The 18,123-nt window shown below is 70.7% G+C and carries 18 protein-coding genes; 7 read left to right on the plus strand and 11 right to left on the minus strand.

All coding sequences use genetic code 11. From position 1 onward, the window contains the following. Window positions 1–53: 53 nt before the first annotated feature. Window positions 54–941, minus strand: a complete 888-nt coding sequence (locus ABJI51_RS26830; protein WP_348952561.1) for a phosphotransferase — start codon at window positions 939–941, stop codon at window positions 54–56. 31 nt (window positions 942–972) lie between these two features. Further along, complete coding sequence (locus ABJI51_RS26835; RefSeq protein WP_348952560.1) at window positions 973–2,358, minus strand: NsdA family TPR-like regulatory protein; 1,386 nt, start codon at window positions 2,356–2,358, stop codon at window positions 973–975. A gap of 318 nt (window positions 2,359–2,676) precedes the next feature. Here ABJI51_RS26835 and ABJI51_RS26840 point away from each other — a divergent pair, with 318 nt between their 5' ends. Together ABJI51_RS26840 and ABJI51_RS26845 are read left to right on the plus strand one after the other, a co-directional pair. After that, window positions 2,677–3,021: a hypothetical protein gene (locus ABJI51_RS26840; RefSeq protein ID WP_348952559.1), complete on the plus strand. Its 345-nt coding sequence runs from the start codon at window positions 2,677–2,679 to the stop codon at window positions 3,019–3,021. Between the two features lie 12 nt (window positions 3,022–3,033). Next, window positions 3,034–3,447: a hypothetical protein gene (locus ABJI51_RS26845; RefSeq protein WP_348952558.1), complete on the plus strand. Its 414-nt coding sequence runs from the start codon at window positions 3,034–3,036 to the stop codon at window positions 3,445–3,447. Between the two features lie 337 nt (window positions 3,448–3,784). Here ABJI51_RS26845 and ABJI51_RS26850 read toward each other — a convergent pair whose 3' ends face one another. Both ABJI51_RS26850 and ABJI51_RS26855 read right to left on the minus strand, forming a co-directional pair. Then, the gene (locus ABJI51_RS26850; protein ID WP_348952557.1) at window positions 3,785–5,044 is read right to left on the minus strand and encodes an MFS transporter; all 1,260 of its coding nucleotides are present in this window, start codon (window positions 5,042–5,044) and stop codon (window positions 3,785–3,787) included. Further along, entirely contained in the window at window positions 5,037–6,353 is a 1,317-nt protein-coding gene (locus ABJI51_RS26855) for a GH1 family beta-glucosidase (RefSeq protein ID WP_348952556.1), read from the minus strand. Before ABJI51_RS26855 ends, ABJI51_RS26850 begins: the two co-directional genes overlap by 8 nt. 130 nt (window positions 6,354–6,483) lie before the next feature. Between ABJI51_RS26855 and ABJI51_RS26860 the strand changes: the two genes are divergently transcribed. Beyond that, window positions 6,484–7,131 carry a TetR/AcrR family transcriptional regulator gene (locus ABJI51_RS26860; protein ID WP_348952555.1) on the plus strand — a complete coding sequence of 216 codons (648 nt, stop codon included), beginning with the start codon at window positions 6,484–6,486 and terminating at the stop codon, window positions 7,129–7,131. Window positions 7,132–7,823: 692 nt separating this feature from the next. Beyond that, a complete protein-coding gene (locus ABJI51_RS26865) occupies window positions 7,824–8,081 on the plus strand; it encodes a hypothetical protein (protein ID WP_348952554.1) in 258 nt (85 codons plus the stop codon). 2 nt (window positions 8,082–8,083) lie between these two features. Here ABJI51_RS26865 and ABJI51_RS26870 read toward each other — a convergent pair whose 3' ends face one another. Next, window positions 8,084–9,268, minus strand: coding sequence for an amino acid deaminase/aldolase (locus tag ABJI51_RS26870; protein WP_348952553.1), 1,185 nt, complete (start codon window positions 9,266–9,268; stop codon window positions 8,084–8,086). 86 nt (window positions 9,269–9,354) lie between these two features. On the opposite strand from ABJI51_RS26870, the gene ABJI51_RS26875 reads away from it, so the two are divergent. Then, window positions 9,355–10,650 carry a D-arabinono-1,4-lactone oxidase gene (locus ABJI51_RS26875; protein ID WP_348952552.1) on the plus strand — a complete coding sequence of 432 codons (1,296 nt, stop codon included), beginning with the start codon at window positions 9,355–9,357 and terminating at the stop codon, window positions 10,648–10,650. Here ABJI51_RS26875 and ABJI51_RS26880 read toward each other — a convergent pair. The 3 genes from ABJI51_RS26880 to ABJI51_RS26890 are packed head-to-tail and all read right to left on the minus strand — an operon-like array spanning window position 10,647 to window position 12,902. Continuing rightward, on the minus strand, window positions 10,647–11,594 hold the full coding sequence (locus tag ABJI51_RS26880; protein WP_348952551.1) for a ribose-phosphate diphosphokinase: 948 nt from the start codon (window positions 11,592–11,594) through the stop codon (window positions 10,647–10,649). The genes ABJI51_RS26875 and ABJI51_RS26880 overlap by 4 nt on opposite strands. Beyond that, on the minus strand, window positions 11,591–12,241 hold the full coding sequence (locus tag ABJI51_RS26885; protein WP_348952550.1) for an SDR family oxidoreductase: 651 nt from the start codon (window positions 12,239–12,241) through the stop codon (window positions 11,591–11,593). The genes ABJI51_RS26880 and ABJI51_RS26885 overlap by 4 nt, the downstream gene beginning before the upstream one ends. A 10-nt stretch (window positions 12,242–12,251) precedes the next feature. Continuing rightward, on the minus strand, window positions 12,252–12,902 hold the full coding sequence (locus ABJI51_RS26890; protein WP_348952549.1) for a hypothetical protein: 651 nt from the start codon (window positions 12,900–12,902) through the stop codon (window positions 12,252–12,254). Window positions 12,903–13,324: 422 nt separating this feature from the next. Here ABJI51_RS26890 and ABJI51_RS26895 point away from each other — a divergent pair, with 422 nt between their 5' ends. Both ABJI51_RS26895 and ABJI51_RS26900 read left to right on the plus strand, forming a co-directional pair. Beyond that, window positions 13,325–14,395: an HpcH/HpaI aldolase/citrate lyase family protein gene (locus ABJI51_RS26895; protein ID WP_348952548.1), complete on the plus strand. Its 1,071-nt coding sequence runs from the start codon at window positions 13,325–13,327 to the stop codon at window positions 14,393–14,395. After that, window positions 14,392–15,243: an HpcH/HpaI aldolase/citrate lyase family protein gene (locus ABJI51_RS26900; RefSeq protein WP_348952547.1), complete on the plus strand. Its 852-nt coding sequence runs from the start codon at window positions 14,392–14,394 to the stop codon at window positions 15,241–15,243. The genes ABJI51_RS26895 and ABJI51_RS26900 overlap by 4 nt, the downstream gene beginning before the upstream one ends. Before the next feature lie 25 nt (window positions 15,244–15,268). On the opposite strand, the gene ABJI51_RS26905 is transcribed toward ABJI51_RS26900, so the two are convergent. The 3 genes from ABJI51_RS26905 to ABJI51_RS26915 all read right to left on the minus strand — a co-directional run bounded on the left by ABJI51_RS26905 (window position 15,269) and on the right by ABJI51_RS26915 (window position 18,117). Then, entirely contained in the window at window positions 15,269–16,138 is an 870-nt protein-coding gene (locus ABJI51_RS26905) for a CU044_5270 family protein (RefSeq protein WP_348952546.1), read from the minus strand. Then, complete coding sequence (locus ABJI51_RS26910) at window positions 16,131–16,652, minus strand: RNA polymerase sigma factor (protein WP_348952545.1); 522 nt, start codon at window positions 16,650–16,652, stop codon at window positions 16,131–16,133. The genes ABJI51_RS26905 and ABJI51_RS26910 overlap by 8 nt, the downstream gene beginning before the upstream one ends. A gap of 79 nt (window positions 16,653–16,731) precedes the next feature. Beyond that, complete coding sequence (locus ABJI51_RS26915; RefSeq protein ID WP_348952544.1) at window positions 16,732–18,117, minus strand: amidase; 1,386 nt, start codon at window positions 18,115–18,117, stop codon at window positions 16,732–16,734. Window positions 18,118–18,123 lie beyond the last annotated feature (6 nt).

The following is an 18,123-nucleotide window of genomic DNA, read 5'->3' on the forward strand; positions in this document are numbered from 1 at the left end:
GGCGAATGCACGTGCAGACTGTGGTGCCGATCACACGAAGTGACAGATCGGGCTCAGCGGTAACGCGTCCAGCGCGCGTCCGTCCGGCCGGTCCGGAGGTCCTCCAGGCGCCGGAACAGCTCGGGCCGCACCTGCGGCCTGCTGCGCAGGATGGGCAGCACGCTGGTCGTCAGCTTCAGCTCGCGGATACCGCGGAGCACGGCGAAACCGGGCCAAGACGTCACGTCGAAGCCGTAGGCGGCGGCGAACGTCCGGTACGCCACCGGCGGGTCGCCGAACCGCTCACGGCCGACGGCCAGCGGTGTCAGGTCCCATTCCGGCGGGCCGACGCACGAGGAGTCGAAGTCGCAGAGCACCGGCCCGTCCGGGCCCGGGATGACGTTGCCGGGGTAGGCGTCACCGTGCACCAGGCCCCTGGCCAGCGGAAACTCCAGCTCGGCCAGGGCGGCTTCGAGTTCGGCGCAGCGGTCGAGGAGGAACGCCCGGTCGGCGTCGCTCAGCTCCTCGGCGTCGGACACCCTGGCCCGCACCGCGGCGAACGGCGCCCACTCGGCGAGGCCGTCCGGCGGAGGCAGGGCGTGCACCTGACGCAGGAGGCGGGCCAGGTCGGCGGCCGTCGCCGGGCGGCCGATGCTCGGCACCTGGTGCCACACGGTCACCAGGTGCCCGCCGACTTCCAGCGGCTGCTCGACGCCGTCGAGCAGCCGGATGGCGGGGACGCCGTGCCGTTCGAAGTGCCGGGCCACGCGCACGACCGTCCCGACCCGGTGCCGCAGCCGCGTCGAGCCGACGATCCGGATCACGAAAGGCGCGGTGACCAGCGCATACACCGCGTTGTTCGTGAACCGCAGCAACCGCGCACCCGTCGGATCCAGGCCGAGAAGCGCGCAAGTCTCGGCCAGCACGCCCCGCAGTTTCGCGGACGTGAACCGGCCGGCCAAGACGGCTCCGGCGCCCCTGCCGCTCCCGGCGTCAGGCGGCGTAGAAAGCGTGGAGGCGATCGGCGAGGTCACGGGCGTCGGCGTTGTTGCGGCGGCGCTCGGCTTCTTCCTGCAGCGGCCGCATGCGGTCCTTGACCCGCTCGGACTTGATGCCCTCGGCGCAGTCGATGGCCTTGCCGCCGACCTTGGCGCCGTGGTCGAGGTCGCCGTCGAGCAGGTGGTTGGTGGCGAGCGCGCTCAGCATGAACGCCTTCGACCGGGCCATGTCGTCGTCGTAGGACTCGACGGCCCTGGTCAGCGCCGGGATGGCGTACTTGGTGTGCTCGGCGTTCTTCTGCGCGAGGACGGTGTGGACGGTCCCGACCATGGCGTAGACGTCGGTCTCGGTGAAGAACTTCACCCACGACTCGGCTTCGGCCAGGTTGGCGCGCTCGAACTCGTCCTTGCTCCGGCCGAGCAGCTTCACCGCCTGCTCCTCGTTGCCCATCATCGCGTAGGCCCAGGCCTCGTTGGCGCACAGCACGGAGACGGCCAGCTCGGAACCGCTTTCCTGGGCGGCGATCTGGCCAAGCTGGAACAGCTTCAGCGCGTCGTTCGGGGCGTCCTGGTGCAGGTAGACGCGGCCCATGCGGTAGAGCACGTTGGCCACCAGCGGGTGGTTCTCGCCCTGCTTGGCCAGGTCCAGCGCGTTCGCGAAGTGGCCGCGGGCGGAGTCCATCAGCCCGGTGTCGAAGGAGGTCCAGCCTGCCAGCGAGTGGAGGTCGGCGAGCGCCACGTACAGGCGGTTCTTGACGAGGTCGGTGCCCTGCGCCTCGAGCATCTGCTGTCCCCAGGACAGCTGCGCGACCACGGCGTCGCGGCAGAACCCGCCGCCGTACTGGTAGTCCAGCGCCCGGAGCGCGCGCGTGGCGGCCTCCACCTGGCGCACGTCGGTCATGCCGATGCGCCCCGGTGCCGGCGTCCGCGCCGGTCCCGCCGACCAGGTGCCCGATTCCGGACCGAACACCGCCGCCCCCATCGTGACCTGGGCGGCATGCGCGAGGAACCTCCGTCGCTTCACGGACTCGTCCTCCTCAGCCTGCTGGCCGTCGGCGGAGCCGACGACCCGTATCTGCGTGGCCTCGTCGTAGGCGAGGCCCATGTATCCACGGGGGACGCCCAGGCCGTCGGCGATCCTCGTGAGCACGTCGTAGGCCATGACCTGGCGACCCTTGAGGATCTCCGACACCTCGGACTGGGACTGGCCGGTCATCGCGGCGATCTGGCGCTGCGAGACACCGTGCTTGCGCAGGAGGCGGTAGACGGCACTGATCTCGCGGGTGGCGAGCGCAGCTCTCATCTCCGCCTGTTCCCAGGCGTCGGCGGGCACTGCGTGGCTCTGCCGGGCTTCGGCACTGCCACCGTTACTGGCGTCCATCGCGCCCCCTCCACTGTCCGGTCGGGCGTCTGTGAAACAGCGTAGGCAAACCTGGGAAACCGTGGGAACAGCCGGACTGGCGCCCTGATCGGTCCGGGCGAAGTCCGTTGACCGCTTACCGTGGAACCGAGTCCGGTCACCGCTATGACGCCATTTCGACCTTCTATCGCACCGGGTTTCACCTCACTGTAGTTGTCAGATCTCCGTCACCGCCCGGACACCGGCAGCGATCACGGAGAGCTACGAAAACCGCAGCGTGGTGACAAGACGATGTTGCAGAAGGCATCTTCGAGGACTTTCGACAGAGCGGAGAAGGGCGTGGAGTTCGTGGACTCGTTCGCAGGAGGACATGCCGGCACGGCCACCCGCGCCGTGCGGCCGTCGGTCGCGACGGTCTCTCCCGTCTCCGCCGTCCGCCCCGTCGCCCCGGCCCCGGCGGTGGACCCCCGCACCGCGAGCGTCCGCCACTACGAAGGCGGCCAGCTGGTGTGGCGGGTGCAGTGCGGCGACCTGATCAGCCGGGAACGTGCGGTGACGGTGTTCGTCGAAGACAACCAGGTGGTACTGGTCTCGCCTCCCGGCGAGACCGCGCGGCTGACGTCCGGCCAGCTCGGCCAGCTGCGCGCCGCGCTCAACGAAGCCGCCAAGATGGCGGAAAGGTGACGGTGAGCTGACATGGATCAGGTTCTCGGACAGGTGCTCCGCAACGCGGTCTGGGAGCGCCTCGACATGCTGACCGACCTGGCGAACCGCGCCGACGCCCAGTCATTGGTCTCGGTCGCGCGGTCCGAACTGCCGCGCCTGACCGAAGCGTGGCGCGCGATGCTCAAGATGCACGAGCCCGACGAGCGCGGCGACTGCCCGACCTGCTCGACCCGGTGGCACCGCTGCAAGGCGCCGTGCTCGGTCTGGCAGGTTGCGCACGAGCACCTGGTGGCAGGCGGGCTGGCCCCGCAGCAGCAGGCCCCGGCGAGCCGCCTGCACGGTCGGCGCAAGAGCCCGGTCCAGGTCCACCCGGCCGCCCCGACGGCGGCGGAGACCACCGGCCGCCACGCGCTGGTGAACCCGCGCCGCCCGGTCACGGCCTGATCCCCCCAGACCGGCGAGCACGGCCCCGCTCCGATCGCCCCATCGGACCCGTGCCGGACCTCGCCGTCGGCCGGGGACTGTTTCGCCCGCACCCCCGAGCAGTGCGAACCAGTCCTCGGCCAGCACCCGGTCCCCACCGCGATTAATCGAAAAATTTCCGCGTTAGCCCTAGCCCAGGCGGTAATCCCCCGCTAGATTGATCACCGAAGACGGCCATGGATCATGGGTCTGGTCCTGCCGCAACCCGCTTCCAAGCGGCCCCCGAATTCCGCGGGCCGGTGCCGTTGCACTCCCCTCCCCCGACCGGCACCGGCCCGCGGTTCCACGTCTCCGCTCGTCAGCGGACCGCCTTCACGCGCAGCACGAGCACCGCGGCCAGCAGCGTCGCGACCGCCGAAGCCGCGAACAGGCCCGAGTAACCGCCCAGGTAAGCCAGCACCAGCGGCGTCACCAGCGGGGCCACCACCTGCGGCAGCGAATTCGCGATGTTGATGACACCCAGGTCCTTCGCGCGGTCCTGCGCCGTCGGCAGCACCTGCGTCAGCATCGCCAGCGCGACCGCCATGTACGCGCCGAAGCCGACACCGAGCAGCGGGGACGCCGTCAGCGCGACCGGCCAGCTCGGCCAGAACACCAGCAGCAGCGCGGCCACCGCCATCACCGCGGACGCCGCCAGGACGTACGGCTTGCGCCGTCCCGACTTGTCGGAGAAGTTCCCCGCGAGCACCGCGCCGGCGACGAGCGCGACGCCGTAGAGCGCCATCATGATGAGCAGCCCGGCGTCCGGGTCGGCGTAGTGCACCGCGTCCTTGAGGAAGAACCACAGGTACAGCGTCCCGAACGCGTTGCCGAGGTTGATCATGAAGTGGCACGACCACGCCCACGCGAAGTCCGGGTGCCGCCGCGGCGAGACCCAGAGGTTGCGGACGACCTCGCCTGCCTTCGACGACGGGCGGAACTCGACCGGCAGGCGCGCGTCCGGGGTCCGGAGCACGAAGAACGCGGCGCCGATCACGACGATCCCCGCGCAGACGGCGTAGGCGAGCGGCAGTCCGGCAATGCCGAGCACGACGACCACCACGACCGCGCCCAGCACCGTGCCGAGCATCTGCGCGATCCCGACCAGCCCGCCGACGTGCGCACGCTGCCCGACCGGCACGCGGTCGGCGATCGCGGACATCAGGGTCGCCAGCATCCCGTTGAGCCCGGCCTGCACCAGGCACCAGCCGGTGACCATCACCGCGACGCCGGGGGCGAACGCCAGCACCAGCAGCCCGGCGGCGGCGACGGCCGCGCCGATCACCGTCCACGGGTGGCGGCGGCCGAACCGCGAGCACGTCCGGTCCGACAGCAGCCCGACCGCCGGGTTGACGACCAGCGCCACGGCCGCGCCGACACCCATCACCAGGCTGAGCACGAACTCCTTGTTCACCTGGTCGAGCAGCTCGGCCTGCTTCGGCAGCAGGACCTGGATCGGCGCGTAGATCCCCAGCCACAGCGCGATGTTCGCGAAGAACAGCAGGCTCATCCAGCCGGGCCGCACCCGCACGACGGGCTCGGCGAGCGCTTCGGGGAGCGCCTGGGTCGTTTCACTCATTCCGCACCAGCTTCCGGTACCAGTGGAACGAGTCCTTCGGCGTCCGCCGCAGGGTCTCGTAGTCGACGTGCACCAGGCCGAAGCGCGGCGCGTAGCCCTTGGACCACTCGAAATTGTCCAGCAGGGACCAGCAGAAGTAGCCACGGACGTCGACGCCGGCGTCCATCGCCTCGCGCAGCGCGACGAGGTGACTGTGCAGGAAGTCGATGCGTTCCGGGTCGTGCACACCGCCGTCTTCGGCGACTTCGTCGTCGAAGCTGCAGCCGTTCTCGGTGATCTGGATGGGCGGCAGCTTCTCGCGGTAGCGGCGGTGGAAGTCCAGCAGCAGCTCACGCAGGGCGTGCGGGACGATCGGCGAGTCGTTGGTCGTCATCGGATAACCCTCGATCGGGTGAAGCTCGAAGGGCAGCGGGTTGCCCGGACCGGGTTTCGCGACGCCTTGCGGCTCGTAGTAGTTGATGCCGTAGAAGTCCAGCGGCTGCGCGATCGTCGGCAGGTCCTCGGCGAAGCCGGCGGGGAGGTGCTCGTGCAGCTGCTCGGGGTAGGTGCCGAGCAGCATCGGGTCGGCGTAGAGCCGGTTGAGCAGCGCGTCGAGCCAGACCGCGGCGGCTTCCGAGTCGTCGTCCGCGGGCCAGATCGGCGAGTGGTTGTTGGCCGTGCCGATGTTCGTCGCGCCGGCCGCGCGGAGAGCCTGGACGGCGAGGCCGTGCGCGAGATTCTGGTGGTGCGCGGTGGGAACGGCGTCGAGCAGGAGCATCTTGCCGGGCGCGTACTCGCCGATCCCGTACCCGAAGATGGACATGACCATCGGCTCGTTGAGCGGAATCCACAGTTTCACCCGATCGGCGAAGCGGTCTCCGATGATCCGGGCGTATTCGGCGAAGCGGTCGGCGGTCTCGCGGGAGAGCCAGCCGCCCTCGTCCTCGATCGCCTGCGGGGTGTCCCAGTGGTAGAGCGTGACGGCGGGGGCGATGCCCGCGGCGCAGACGGCGTCGATCAGCTTGTCGTAGAAGCCGAGGCCCTCGGGGTTTGGCGCGCCCTTGCCGTCGGGCTGGATGCGGGGCCAGGCGATGGACATCCGGTAGGCACCGACCCCGAGCTCGGCCATCAGCGCGACGTCTTCGGGGTAGCGGTGGTAGTGGTCGGCGGCTACGTTGGCTTGTTCACCGCGCGCGATCTTGCCTTCGGTCGCGGTGAACGTGTCCCAGATGGACGGTCCGCGGCCACCTTCGCGGGTGGCGCCTTCGATCTGGAACGCCGAGGTCGAAACACCCCAGAGGAAGTCGGACGGGAAGATCGGGTTCTGCACCGGCTGCTGACCCCTTCGTCAGGCCACCCGTACGGGTGAACATGAAAAGTTCTCATATACTAGGTCTTCACTCGTCCGTGGGGAAGCCCGTCGGCACGATAAAGTCCCAGATCAGACGAGGAGGAGCGCCGTGTCCGACATCCAGGCCGCGAAGGTGCCGGCAGAAGCCACCCCCCTGCGTCGCCAACCGGTTCAGCAGCGCAGCGCGAAGCGGGTCGAGCAGATGCTCGACGCAAGCGCGGCCCTGATCGACGAACTCGGTTACGACGCTTTGACAACGACGTTGATCGCCAAACGAGCGGGGGTGGCGGTCGGCTCGCTGTACCAGTTCTTCCCCGACAAGCGCGCGGTCGTGCAAGCGCTTACGGCCCGCAACCTGGAACGCTTCGTCGCAGCGGTGAACGAGCGGCTCAAGGAACTCGAGTCGGAGCACTGGTGGGACCTCGTCGACTCGATCCTCGACATCTACCTCGAGATGCACCGAACGGTCCCGGGCTTTTCGAAGGTCCACTTCGGCGACATCATCGACCGCCAGCTCCTCGACGAAACCCGCGACAACAACACGGTGATCGTCGATTCCCTGACCGACCTCCTGGCGGCTCGGGTCGACCGGCCGGTGGAGGACCTGCGGTTCGCGATCACGATCGCCAACGAGGTGGCGGACGCTCTGCTGAAGCTGGCGTTCCGGCGGGAGCCGAGCGGGGACGAGAAGATCGTCGCCGAGGCGAAGTATGTGGTGAAGGGGTACCTGGCGGCTCGGTTCGGGGAGCGGTCCTAGGGTCTGTATCGACTGGACCCATCGGGGCCGGGCGCTTTCGTCGCATCTGGTGCAGCGAACGGGCCTTTCGGCTCACCTGATGCGAGGAAAGTCCCTTTCAGCCGGGCTCCTCAGCCGGATGTAGTGAATGAGTCGTTCATGTCGCCCTTCGTCGACCCCGTCCGACGCACGACACTCGTTGTCCGCCTGTCCACAGAAGTTGTCCACAGGTATGCACAGTTGTGGACAACCTGCTCGGTTCGGCGGGGTTTGTCGGGGGGCGCCGGTAGACTGGGCCTGGGGACGCCCCCCTGGGAGTGGCGGGGGCCCGGCACCGTCCCGCTGTGCCGTCGCGCTGAAGGTGCCCTTCGGTGTATCTGATGCGGTGAAGGGCGCCTTCACTGCATCAGAGGTAAGCAAGGTGCCCTTCGGCTCAGCGTGAGCCGGCAGTCCCGAAGACCGGACCCGGGTGAGCCTGCGCCTCCACGAGGTGAACGACTCTTTCCTGTCGTCAGACGAGGTGAACGACTCGTTCATGACGTCCGGTCACCCCCGCGGCACAGCGACTTTCCCGGGATAGGGTGGGGGCTGCGGATGGCGATGTGCGGCCGCGACAGGCGCCTTCGGGGGTTCATCCACCAGGGCGTTCAGCTCGGGCCCGGGATGGCTGTTCTCCTGCGGTGTGGTGACGATCGGTCGGCGAAAGGCGTGCGGTGGCCGGACTGCCTGCGGAAATCCGTCCGGGGGATATCTACGAGGACTGCTCGTTCCATCCCGTCCTCTGCACCTACGTCGACGATGGCGACGAGATCGGGGGCATCTCGCTGATCGACGCCAGCTCTCCGCGGGCCTGCTCGCTCAGCGGGTGCGCGGTCGTCAAGCTCTCCATCGACGACGTCATCGCGGCGCGGGCCGACTGGCCCGCCTATCTCGCGCGCCGCCAAGCGGAGTTCGAAGCTCGGGGACGGTGAGCTCAGCCGAAGTTCTGGTGCTCTCCCCGGTACGTCGGGACCGTGCGTTCCACCCGGTCGCCCAGCACCAGGTGGTAGTGCGTGAACCGCTCGGCCAGCTCGCCCGCCTTCGCGTGGCGGAGCCACACCCGGTCGCCGAGCTTCAGCGTTCGGGCCGCCCGGCCCGTTACCGGGGTCTGGACTTCGCCCGCTCCCTCCACTCCGAGGAACTTGAGGCCCGCCGGGAGGTACGGGGACGGCTGGCGGGATGGGCCCGTCGGGCCGGATGCGATGTAGCCGCCCGAAAAGAGCGTGGCGATCGCCCGGGTTGGGCGGCGGACCACCGGGAGGGCGAACAGGGCTGCCGGGCGGGGCTTGAACCTGCTGTAGCCGTCGAAGAGCGTGGGACCGATCAAACCCGAGCCTGCCGCTATCTCCGTCACCACCGCGTCCGCGCCCGTCGACTCGATGCTGCCCGTGCCGCCGCCGTTGACGAACTCCAATGGCGTCAGCGCCTGGATTGCGCGGACCGCCGCGCCGCGGCGGCGGGCCAGCTCGGCTGCCGAACGGCGTTGCATCCAACCAACCACCAGCTGCTTCAGCCTCCGGCCTGCCGCGTCGCCGAGGCCCGCGATCTGGCCTTCGTACGCCATCACGCCCACCAGGCGGAAGCCGGCTCGCGCCACGACTTCGCGGGCGAACGCGGCTGCCTGCTTCGGGGTGAACAGCGGTGAGCGACGCGTTCCGACGTGGATTCCGGGGGCCGGGCGCCAGGATGCGTCCAGTTCCAGGCACACCCGGATCTCCGGGTGGCCGTGGCCGAGGGCCGCGTCGACCAGGTCCAGGTGTTCCGGGGAGTCGACCATGATCGTGATCGCCGCGCGGGCGCGCTCCGATGCGGCCAGGCGGCGGAGGGCCTCGTGGTCGGCCGTCGGGTACGCGACGACGATGTCGTCCGTCGTGCCGTGCTCGACGTGCCAGATCGCTTCGGCCAGCGAGTAGCACATCAGGCCTTCGAAGCCCGGCATCGCCAGCACGCGCTCCAGCAACGCGCGGCAGCGCACCGACTTGCTGACCACGCGGATCGGCTTGCCCGCCGCGCGGCGCCGGAGGTCTTCGGCGTTCGCGTCGAAGGCCGCCAAGTCGACGACGGCCAAGGGCGGATCGAGGTCCTTGGTCGCCAAGTCGTACACCGTCGCACTGGTCACGAGGTCTAAAGTACGACACGAAGGCTTGAAACGCGAATACTATTCACTTACTGTTTCGGACACTCGACGACGAAGGGTGTGCGCGCATGACCCGGTGGACCAACTGGGCGGGCACGGCGTCCGCCTCACCGCAGCACGTTCACCAGCCGCGCAGCACCGCGGAGATCGCGGCCGCCGTCGAAGGTGTCGCCGCGGCCGGCCGGACCGTGCGCCCCTGGGGCAGCGGGCACTCCTTCACCGCGATCGCCGCTGCCGACTCAGATGCCCTCGACCTGCGGCACTGGACCGGCATCGAGCGCGCCGACCTCGAAACCGGGCTCGTCACCGTCCGCTCCGGCACGACGATCCGGGAGCTCAACGCCGCCCTCGACGCGCTGGGCCTGGCCATGACCAACCTCGGCGACATCGACGCACAGACCATCGCCGGCGCGATTTCCACCGGCACCCACGGCACCGGCGCCAAGCTCGGCGGCCTCGCCACCCAGATCGCCGCGCTGGAACTCGTCCTCGCCGACGGCTCGATCGTCACCTGCTCGGCCGGGGAACGCCCGGACCTCTTCGCCGCCGCCCGCGTCGGGCTCGGCGCGCTCGGCGTCATCACCACCGTGACCCTGCGCTGCGAGCCGGCGTTCTTCCTGCGCGCGCAGGAGCGGCCGGAGCCGCTGGAGCAGGTGCTCGAAGGCTTCCACGACTTCGCCGACAGCAACGACCACTTCGAGTTCTACTGGTTCCCGTACGGCAAGAACGCGCTGGTCAAGCGCAACAACCGGGGTGACACCGCCCGGCCGCTGAGCAAGCTGCGCGAGTTCGTCGACTACCGGATCATGGAGAACGTCGCCTTCGGCGGCCTCTGCCGGACCGGGCGGCTGATGCCGAAGCTGGTGCCTTCGCTCGGCAGCTTCGCCTCGAACGTCCTGAGCGCGCGCGAGTACAGCGACCGTTCGCACCGCGTCTTCGTCACCGCGCGGGACGTCCGGTTCACCGAGACCGAGTACGCCGTTCCGCGCGAATCCGTGCTGGACGTCCTCGCCGAGCTGCGCGCGCTGGTGCCGAAGCTGAAGGACCCGGTGATGTTCCCGGTCGAGGTGCGGGTTGCCGCCGGCGACGACATCTGGCTGTCGACCGCGCAGGGCCGCGACTCCGCCTACATCGCCATCCACCAGTTCGTCGGCATGCCCTACCGCGAGTACTTCAGCGCATTCGAGAAGATCGCCGGCGCCGTCGGCGGCCGCCCGCACTGGGGCAAGATGCACGACCTCGACGCCGGCGTCCTCCGCTCGCGGTACCCGCACTTCGACGACTTCCTGCGCGTGCGCAAGGAAACCGACCCGAACGGCGTGTTCACCAACACCTACCTGGACCGGGTGCTCGGCCCGGCCTAGAACAGCGCCGACACCGATTCGCCGTTGTGGATCCGGCGGATCGCCTCGGCCATGGCCGGCGCGATCGACAGGATCTTCAGCTTCTCGGTGCGCTCTTCCTCCGGCACCGGGACCGTGTTGGTGCAGACGATCTCCAGCACCTCGGGACGGCCGCCGATGCGCTCGATGGCCTTCGCCGCGAACAGCCCGTGCGTACACGCGACGCGGATCGAGCGCGGCTTCAGCTCGGCCAGCCGGTCCAGCAGTTCCAGCACCGTACTGCCCTTGGCGATCTCGTCGTCGAGCACGATGACGTCGCGGCCGGTGATCTCGCCGATCACCGACGTGATCTGGACGCGGTCGTCGGGGAAGCGTTCCTTCGCGCCGGCCGCGACCTGGACACCGAGCAGCCGCGCGAAGTGCGACGCCTCCTTCGCGTTGCCCAGGTCCGGCGAAACGACGGTGGCGCGCGACAGGTCGTATTGCCGGAAGTGCTTGGCCAGCTCCTGCAGTGCGTGCAGGTGGTCGACCGGGACGCTGAAGAAGCCGTGGACCTGCGGCGAGTGCAGGGTCATCGCCAGCACGCGGCTCGCGCCCGCGGTCACCAGCAGGTCGGCGACCAGGCGGCCGCCGATGGAGATGCGCGGCGCGTCCTTCTTGTCCGAGCGCGCGTACGAGTAGTGCGGCATCACGGCGGTGATGCGGGACGCCGAGGCGCCGCGGGCCGCGTCGAGCATCAGCAGCAGCTCGACCAGGTGCTCCTGCACCGGCTTGACCAGCGGCTGGATGATGAAGACGTCGCGTTCGCGGCAGTTGGCCTGCAGCTGAACCTCGAGGCAGTCGTTGGCGAACCGCTGGATTTCGACCGGCCGCAGCGGCACGCCGAGGTGCTGGCAAATCTCTTCGGCCAGCTCGGGGTGCGCGCTGCCGCTGAAGACGGCGATCTCTCTCGATGTGTCGTTCACAGTGCCGAGATCGCCTCGTCGAGGGTGGCCTCGCCCGAGACCAGGGTCAGGGTGCGGTGCACCGAAGCGGGCGTCTCCAGCAGCCGGACGAGCACGGCGGCGACGTCGTCGCGCGGGATCGGGCCGCGGTCGGCCTTCTCGGCCAGCAGGACGCGTCCGGTGCCGGGGTCGTCGGTGAGCTGCCCCGGCCGCAGGATCGTCCAGTCGAGGTCGCGGGCCTTGAGGTCGTCCTCGGCCGCCCGCTTGGCACGCAGGTAGTGCCGGAATTCCTCGGTGACGTCGGGGTTCTCCGGATTGCCCGCACCGATCGACCCGACCTGGATGTGACGGCGGACCCCGGCGCGCTCGGCCGCTTCGGCGAACAGCGCCGCGGCGCCACGGTCCACAGTGTCCTTGCGGGCGGGACCGCTGCCCGGGCCCGCGCCGGCGGAGAACACCGCGGCGTCGGCGCCTTTCAGGACCTCGGCGACGGCGTCCACATCGGAGTTCTCCAGGTCGAGCACCACGGCCTCGGCGCCGGCGGCTTCGAGGTCCGCCACGTGGGCGGGGTTCCGGACGATGCCGACCGCTTCGTCACCGCGCGCGGCGAGCAGCCGCTCCAGCCGCAGCGCGATCTGACCGTGTCCACCTGCAATGACGACTCGCATGGAGCCGACACTAGTGGGAAGCGGGCGCCTCTGCGGTGCGGAGGAGGTGGTCGTAGACCAGCTCGTTGACCAGGCGGGAGACCGGGTCCTCGGCGAGCACGACGCGCTCGGTGCGGCCCTCGAGGTCGAGGTCGACGACCGCGTTCGGGTCGGCGGTCACGACGGCGAGGCCGTACGCGCGGGCGCGCGGCAGGCAGTTGCCGACGTAGTCCTCGGTGAGGACGGTCGGCGACGGGAGCACCATCGCGGCCTCGCCGTAGCGGGCGAACGGAACCGCGGAGGCCATCGCGGTGCGCCAGTGGCGCGCGACGGCCAGGACGCCGACGATCTCGGCGGCCGGGGCGGGGGCGGTTCCGGCCAGCTCCGGCCAGGTCCAGGTGTCGACGGTGGCGCGGTCGGCCACCGGGCCGGCACCCATCGCGATGCGCTCGGCGTGCACGTCGGTGCGGAGCTTGGCGACCACGCAGACCTTGCGGCCGAGGATCGTGGTCTCGGGCAGGACGACGCCGCTCCAGCCGAGCTGGGCGGCGGCGGCGCGGGCGAGCTCGTCGACGCTCGCGGGGAGCTCGATCGGCGGCACCACGCGGCTCGGCATCGACCGGCTGCGCTTCGCGCCACCGGCGACCGTCGAGCGCTCGGTGTTCTGGGGTGTAGCCGCCACGAGTCCGCCTCCTTCAAACCTGCACTGCACCGTGACCGGGGAAAACCGGCACAGGACCTGTCTAACAGCGCGGCGGCGCGGCGTCGCCGGGTAGTGCGAGTGGCTGCGATCGGCGGCGCCCAGCGGTCGATGACCGGTCGGTGGGCGGTCATCGGACTTCGGTCGAACGGTGCGGCCAACCGAGTGAGAGCGAGGTGAGTGGCATTACGGTGCGCCCACGACCGACTACCCGGGGACGTCCGCGGCAAACCCGGTCCGGCTGGGCCGTTCGGCCCAACCGGGTGGCGTTCCACAGTGGACGCGGGGCGCTGAGCTGCGGATGTCCGCCGTCACCCACATGGCGGTGAGCTACGCCGCAGCGGACACGGGCGCCCGGGACTAAAGTTACCCACCAGTCACTTAGTCGCCGCCGTGGAGGACCGATGCGCTCCCCGAAGGACTTCTTCGCCCCGCTCGCCCTGGGCGCGCCCGCTCCCGTGCGGGAGATCCCGGTGACGCCGTCCCGGATGATCCACTTCTTCGACCCCGGCAACGAGAAGATGGCGGCGAAGGTGCCGGACCTGGCGAAGAAGGTCGACGTCCTGCTCGGGAACCTCGAGGACGCCGTCCGCGCCGACCGCAAGGAGGCCGCGCGCGCCGGGCTGGTCGCGATCGCCAAGGCGAACGACTTCGGGAAGACGCAGCTGTGGACCCGGGTCAACAGCCTGGACTCGCCGTGGGTGCTGGACGACCTGATCACGCTGGTCACCGAGATCGGCGACAAGCTCGACGTGATCATGGTGCCGAAGGTCGAGGGCGCGCAGGACATCCACTACGTCGACCGGCTGCTGGCCCAGCTGGAAGCCCGCGCGGGCCTGACGAAGCCGTTGCTGGTGCACGCCATCCTCGAGACGGCCAGCGGAGTGGCCAATGTGGAGGAGATCGCCGGCGCGAGCCCCCGCATGCAGGGCATTTCCCTGGGCCCGGCCGACCTGGCCGCGAGCCGCCGGATGAAGACCACGCGCGTCGGCGGCGGGCATCCGGGGTACCTGGTGCGCACCGACCCGGTCGGCGAGGACCTGACCGCGGGCCGGACGACGTACCAGCAGGACCTCTGGCACTACACGGTGGCGCGGATGGTCGACGCGTGCGCGATGCACGGGATCCTGCCGTACTACGGGCCGTTCGGGGACATCCGCGACGTCGTGGCGTGCGAGGACCAGTTCCGCAACGCGTTCCTGCTCGGCTGCGTCGGCGCGTGGAGCCTGCACCCGGTGCAGATCGACATCGCGAAGAAGGTGTTCTCGCCGTCGCCGTCCGATGTGGCCTGGGCGCGCCGGGTGATCGCCGAGATGGGCGACGGCACGGGCGCGGTGATGATCGACGGCAAGATGCAGGACGACGCGTCGGTGAAGCAGTGCCGCGTGGTCGCCGAACTGGCCGACGCCCTCGCGGCGGACGACCCCGAACTCGCGGCCGCCTACGACGCGGCCACCAAGGAGGCTCTCGGATGACCACGCCCCGGCGTTCGGTGCTGTACATGCCCGGCGCGAACGAGCGCGCGCTGGAGAAGGCCAAGACGATCCCGGCGGACGCGCTGATCCTCGACCTCGAGGACGCCGTCGCCCCGGACGCGAAGGAGGCGGCCCGCGAGCGGGTGTGCGCCGCGGTCGGTTCGTACGGTTCCCGCGAGGTGACGATCCGGGTCAACGGCCTGGACACCCAGTGGCACGACGCCGACCTGCGCGCGGCGGCGGCCGCCGGACCGGCCGCGGTGGTCGTGCCGAAGGTGAACTCGGCGGCCGAGGTACACAACATCGAACGTGCGCTGGAGCTGGGCGGCGCCCCGGACCACACGAAGATCTGGGCCATGGTCGAGACGCCGGTGGCCATGCTGCACGCGGAGGAGATCGCGGCAGCCTCGGAGCGGCTGACGGTGCTGGTGATGGGCACGAACGACCTGGCCAAGGAGCTGCACGCGGAGTTCGTCCCTGGCCGCGGGCCGCTGCTGGGCGGGCTTTCGCTGTGCCTGCTGGCGGCCCGGGCGACCGGAAAGGTGATCCTCGACGGCGTCTACAACGACGTGAAGGACCTCGAGGGGTTCGAAGCGGAGTGCGAGCAGGGACGGCAGTACGGGTTCGACGGGAAGACGTTGATCCACCCGGCCCAGGTCGAGCCGTGCAACCGGATCTTCGCACCGTCGGAGGAGGAGATCGACCGGTCGCGGCGGATCATCGAGGCGTTCGAAGAGGCGCAGGCGTCCGGCAGGGGTGTGGTCACTGTGGACGGGCGGATGATCGAGAACCTGCACGTCGAGAACGCGCGGCGGGTGCTGGCGCTGGCGGAGGCCGTGGCGGGCTGAAGGAGTCCTCCAGCCCGCCGGCGGTTCACTGCGGCAGCGAGTCCGTCCACTCGGCACTGACCTCGGCGCCCTGCGGGCCGGGGACCTGCATGACCGCGCCGTCCGCGGTCACGTACATCGAGGTGTGGCTGATGCGGCCCGTGGCAGGGTCGACGACCAGGCGGTAGTCCTCCGGAAGGAGGAACCCGCGGCCGCCGGGGACCGGGCCCAGGTCCTTGACTCCCGGGTAGGCCGCGATCGAGCGGAATGCCGCCGCCCGGACCGCCGGGGGTGCCGGCAGGGTCGACACCAGGGAAACCATCGACAGCAGCAGCTCCCGCTCCCGGTCCGCCGCGGTGAACGGGCCCGCGCTCGTCCGGGCGCCGCTGTGGGCGATCGCGTTCGCGAGCCAGTCGCGCAACGCCGCCGGGTCGGTGGGCAGCGTGCGGATCTGCTCGAACGTCACCTCGATGGCCGCCAGCCGCAGCGGGAAGTACCCCAGTGACATGACCCGGCCGCCGGACTTCGCCCCGCGGAACCACAGGTGACCGTCGGCGCTCGTCCAGTATTCGTAGGCGTCCTTGCCCGAGCCGGTGCGGATGTGCCAGTACTTGCCGGTGCCGTCCGGGGTGCGTTCCGCGACGGTGGCCGCCGCCAGCAGCACCTGCTGTCCGGTGACGACCGGGGCCACCGCCTGGGGCTGAGGCGCCGGCGCCGGAGCGCCGGGCAGGGTCGCCACCACGACGGCGGCCGCGGCTGCCGCGGCCACGAGGCCCGCGCCGAGGGCGAACGGGCGGATGCGGCGGCGGGGTGTGGCGAGCATCCGGTTCAGCAGGCGGTGACGGCTGCGGTCCACGACCTCCTGGCTGGGCTCGGCGGGCAGCAGGGCCGCGCGCAGGGTCTGCAGGTCATTCATCGACGGACTCCTTGGCGAGAACGGGGGTGAGCTTCTGGCGGGCACGCGTCAGCCGGGAGCCGACCGTGCCCGGGGAGATGCCGAGTGCTTCGGCCACTTCCGCGTAGCCGAGTTCGCCGAGCGCCACGAGCAGCAGGACGTCGCGCTCGCCGGTGGACAGCCGGGAGAGGGCCTTGGCGATCCGGCCGGTCATGACCGCCGAGACGACCCGGTTCTCGTGGCCTTCCACGGCCGGGGACGCCTCCAGCCGCGCGAGGGCGCGGTAGTGGCGGGCTTCCTTGCGGCGGTGGCGGGACACCAGGTTCGTCGCGATGCCGAACAGCCAGGCCCGCAGGTCGCCGCGGGTGGCGTCGAACGTCCGGCGGCGGTCGAAGGCGACCAGGAACGTCTCGGCCGCGACGTCCTCCGCCGCCTGGGTGCCGAGGCGGCCTGCGACGTACCGGTGGATGTCCGCGAAGTAGCGGTCGTGCACCTCGGTGAACTGCTCGCTGCCGAGCACCGGGGCCGCCGTCATGGGGCTGCCTCTGTCATGGGGTTCCTTCCCGTCGGCGACAGCTTCACCCCCACTTCGCCGAAGGGCCGGAACTTCTTCCCTACCCGATCGGCCAGGGCCGCTGCGGCGGCCGGAGCCGTTCGTACGCCGCCGCGGCGCGCAGGACGCCGAGGTCGTCGAAGCGGCGGCCCGCGATCTGGAGGCCGATCGGCCGTCCGTCGCCGGTGTACCCGCAGTTCAGCGACACCGCGGGCTGGCCGGACATGTTGTACGGGACGGTGAACGCGATGTGCTCGAACGGCCGCGCCGGGTCGTTCGTCGGGGACGCCCACTCGGCAGGCGGGGCCGCGACCGGGCACGTCGGCGACAGGACGACGTCGAAGGCGGACGTCGCCCGCAGCGCCGCGACGCTGGTCGCGTCGATCTGCGCGAAGCCGCGGTAAACGTCCACTCCGGACACTTCCGCGCCGCCTGCCGCCCACTCCGCGATGTACGGCAGGACCTTCGCGCGCCGCTCCTGCGGGACCGCGAGCAGGTCCGACCAGGCACGCGTGCGCCAGAAGACGTCGAGGCCGTCGAGCATCTCGCGGGTCAGGAACGGCCCGACCGGCTCGACGACCGCGCCCGCGGCCTCGAACGTCCGGGCCGCGGCCGTGACCGCGTCGAGGGTTTCCGGGTCCACCGGAAGCCCGGGGCCGGAGTCGAGGTGCAGGCCGACGCGCAGGCCGTCCAGGGAAAGATCCAGCGACGACCAGTCGAGGTCCGACGGCGGCAGGCACAGGTGATCGCGTGAATCCGGCCGCGACAGCACGCTCATCAGCAACGCCGTGTCCGCGACCGTGCGGGTCATCGGGCCGGCGACGCGGCCGAGGAACGGCGGGTCGACCGGGACCCTGCCGAAGCTCGGCTTCAGCCCGACCAGGCCGCACCAGCCCGCGGGCAGCCGGATCGAGCCGCCGATGTCGGTGCCGACGTGCAGCGGGCCGTAGCCCGCGGCGGCCGCCGCGCCCGCGCCCGCGCTCGACCCGCCCGGCGTCGCGGACGTCAGCCACGGGTTCCGGGCCGTGGCGTGGAAGCTCGACAGCCCGGAGGTCAGCATCCCGTAGTCCGGCATGGTCGTCTTGGCCAGCAGGACGCCACCGGACTCGCGGACGCGGGCGGCCGCGGGCGCGTCCTCGGCGGCCGGGACCAGTGCCGTCGCCGCCGTGCCCAGCGGCACCGGCGTGCCGCGCGTGGCGATGTTCTCCTTGAGCGTCAGCGGAACGCCGTCGATCGGACCCAGCGGTTCGCCGGACGCCCAACGCGCTTCGGACGCCTTCGCGTCTTCGCGGGCGGCCGAAGGGTCGTACGCGTACAACGCGCGCAGCTCAGGCTCTCGCGCCTCGATGCGCGTGAGAACGGCTTCGGTGACCTCGACCGGCGAGAGCGTCTTCGCGCGGTACTGCGCCACGAGTTCGACGGCGGTCAGGTCGGGCAGCTCGGTCATGAGCCC

Origin of the sequence: Amycolatopsis melonis (assembly GCF_040064235.1) — a bacterium.
Taxonomy (GTDB): domain Bacteria; phylum Actinomycetota; class Actinomycetes; order Mycobacteriales; family Pseudonocardiaceae; genus Amycolatopsis; species Amycolatopsis melonis.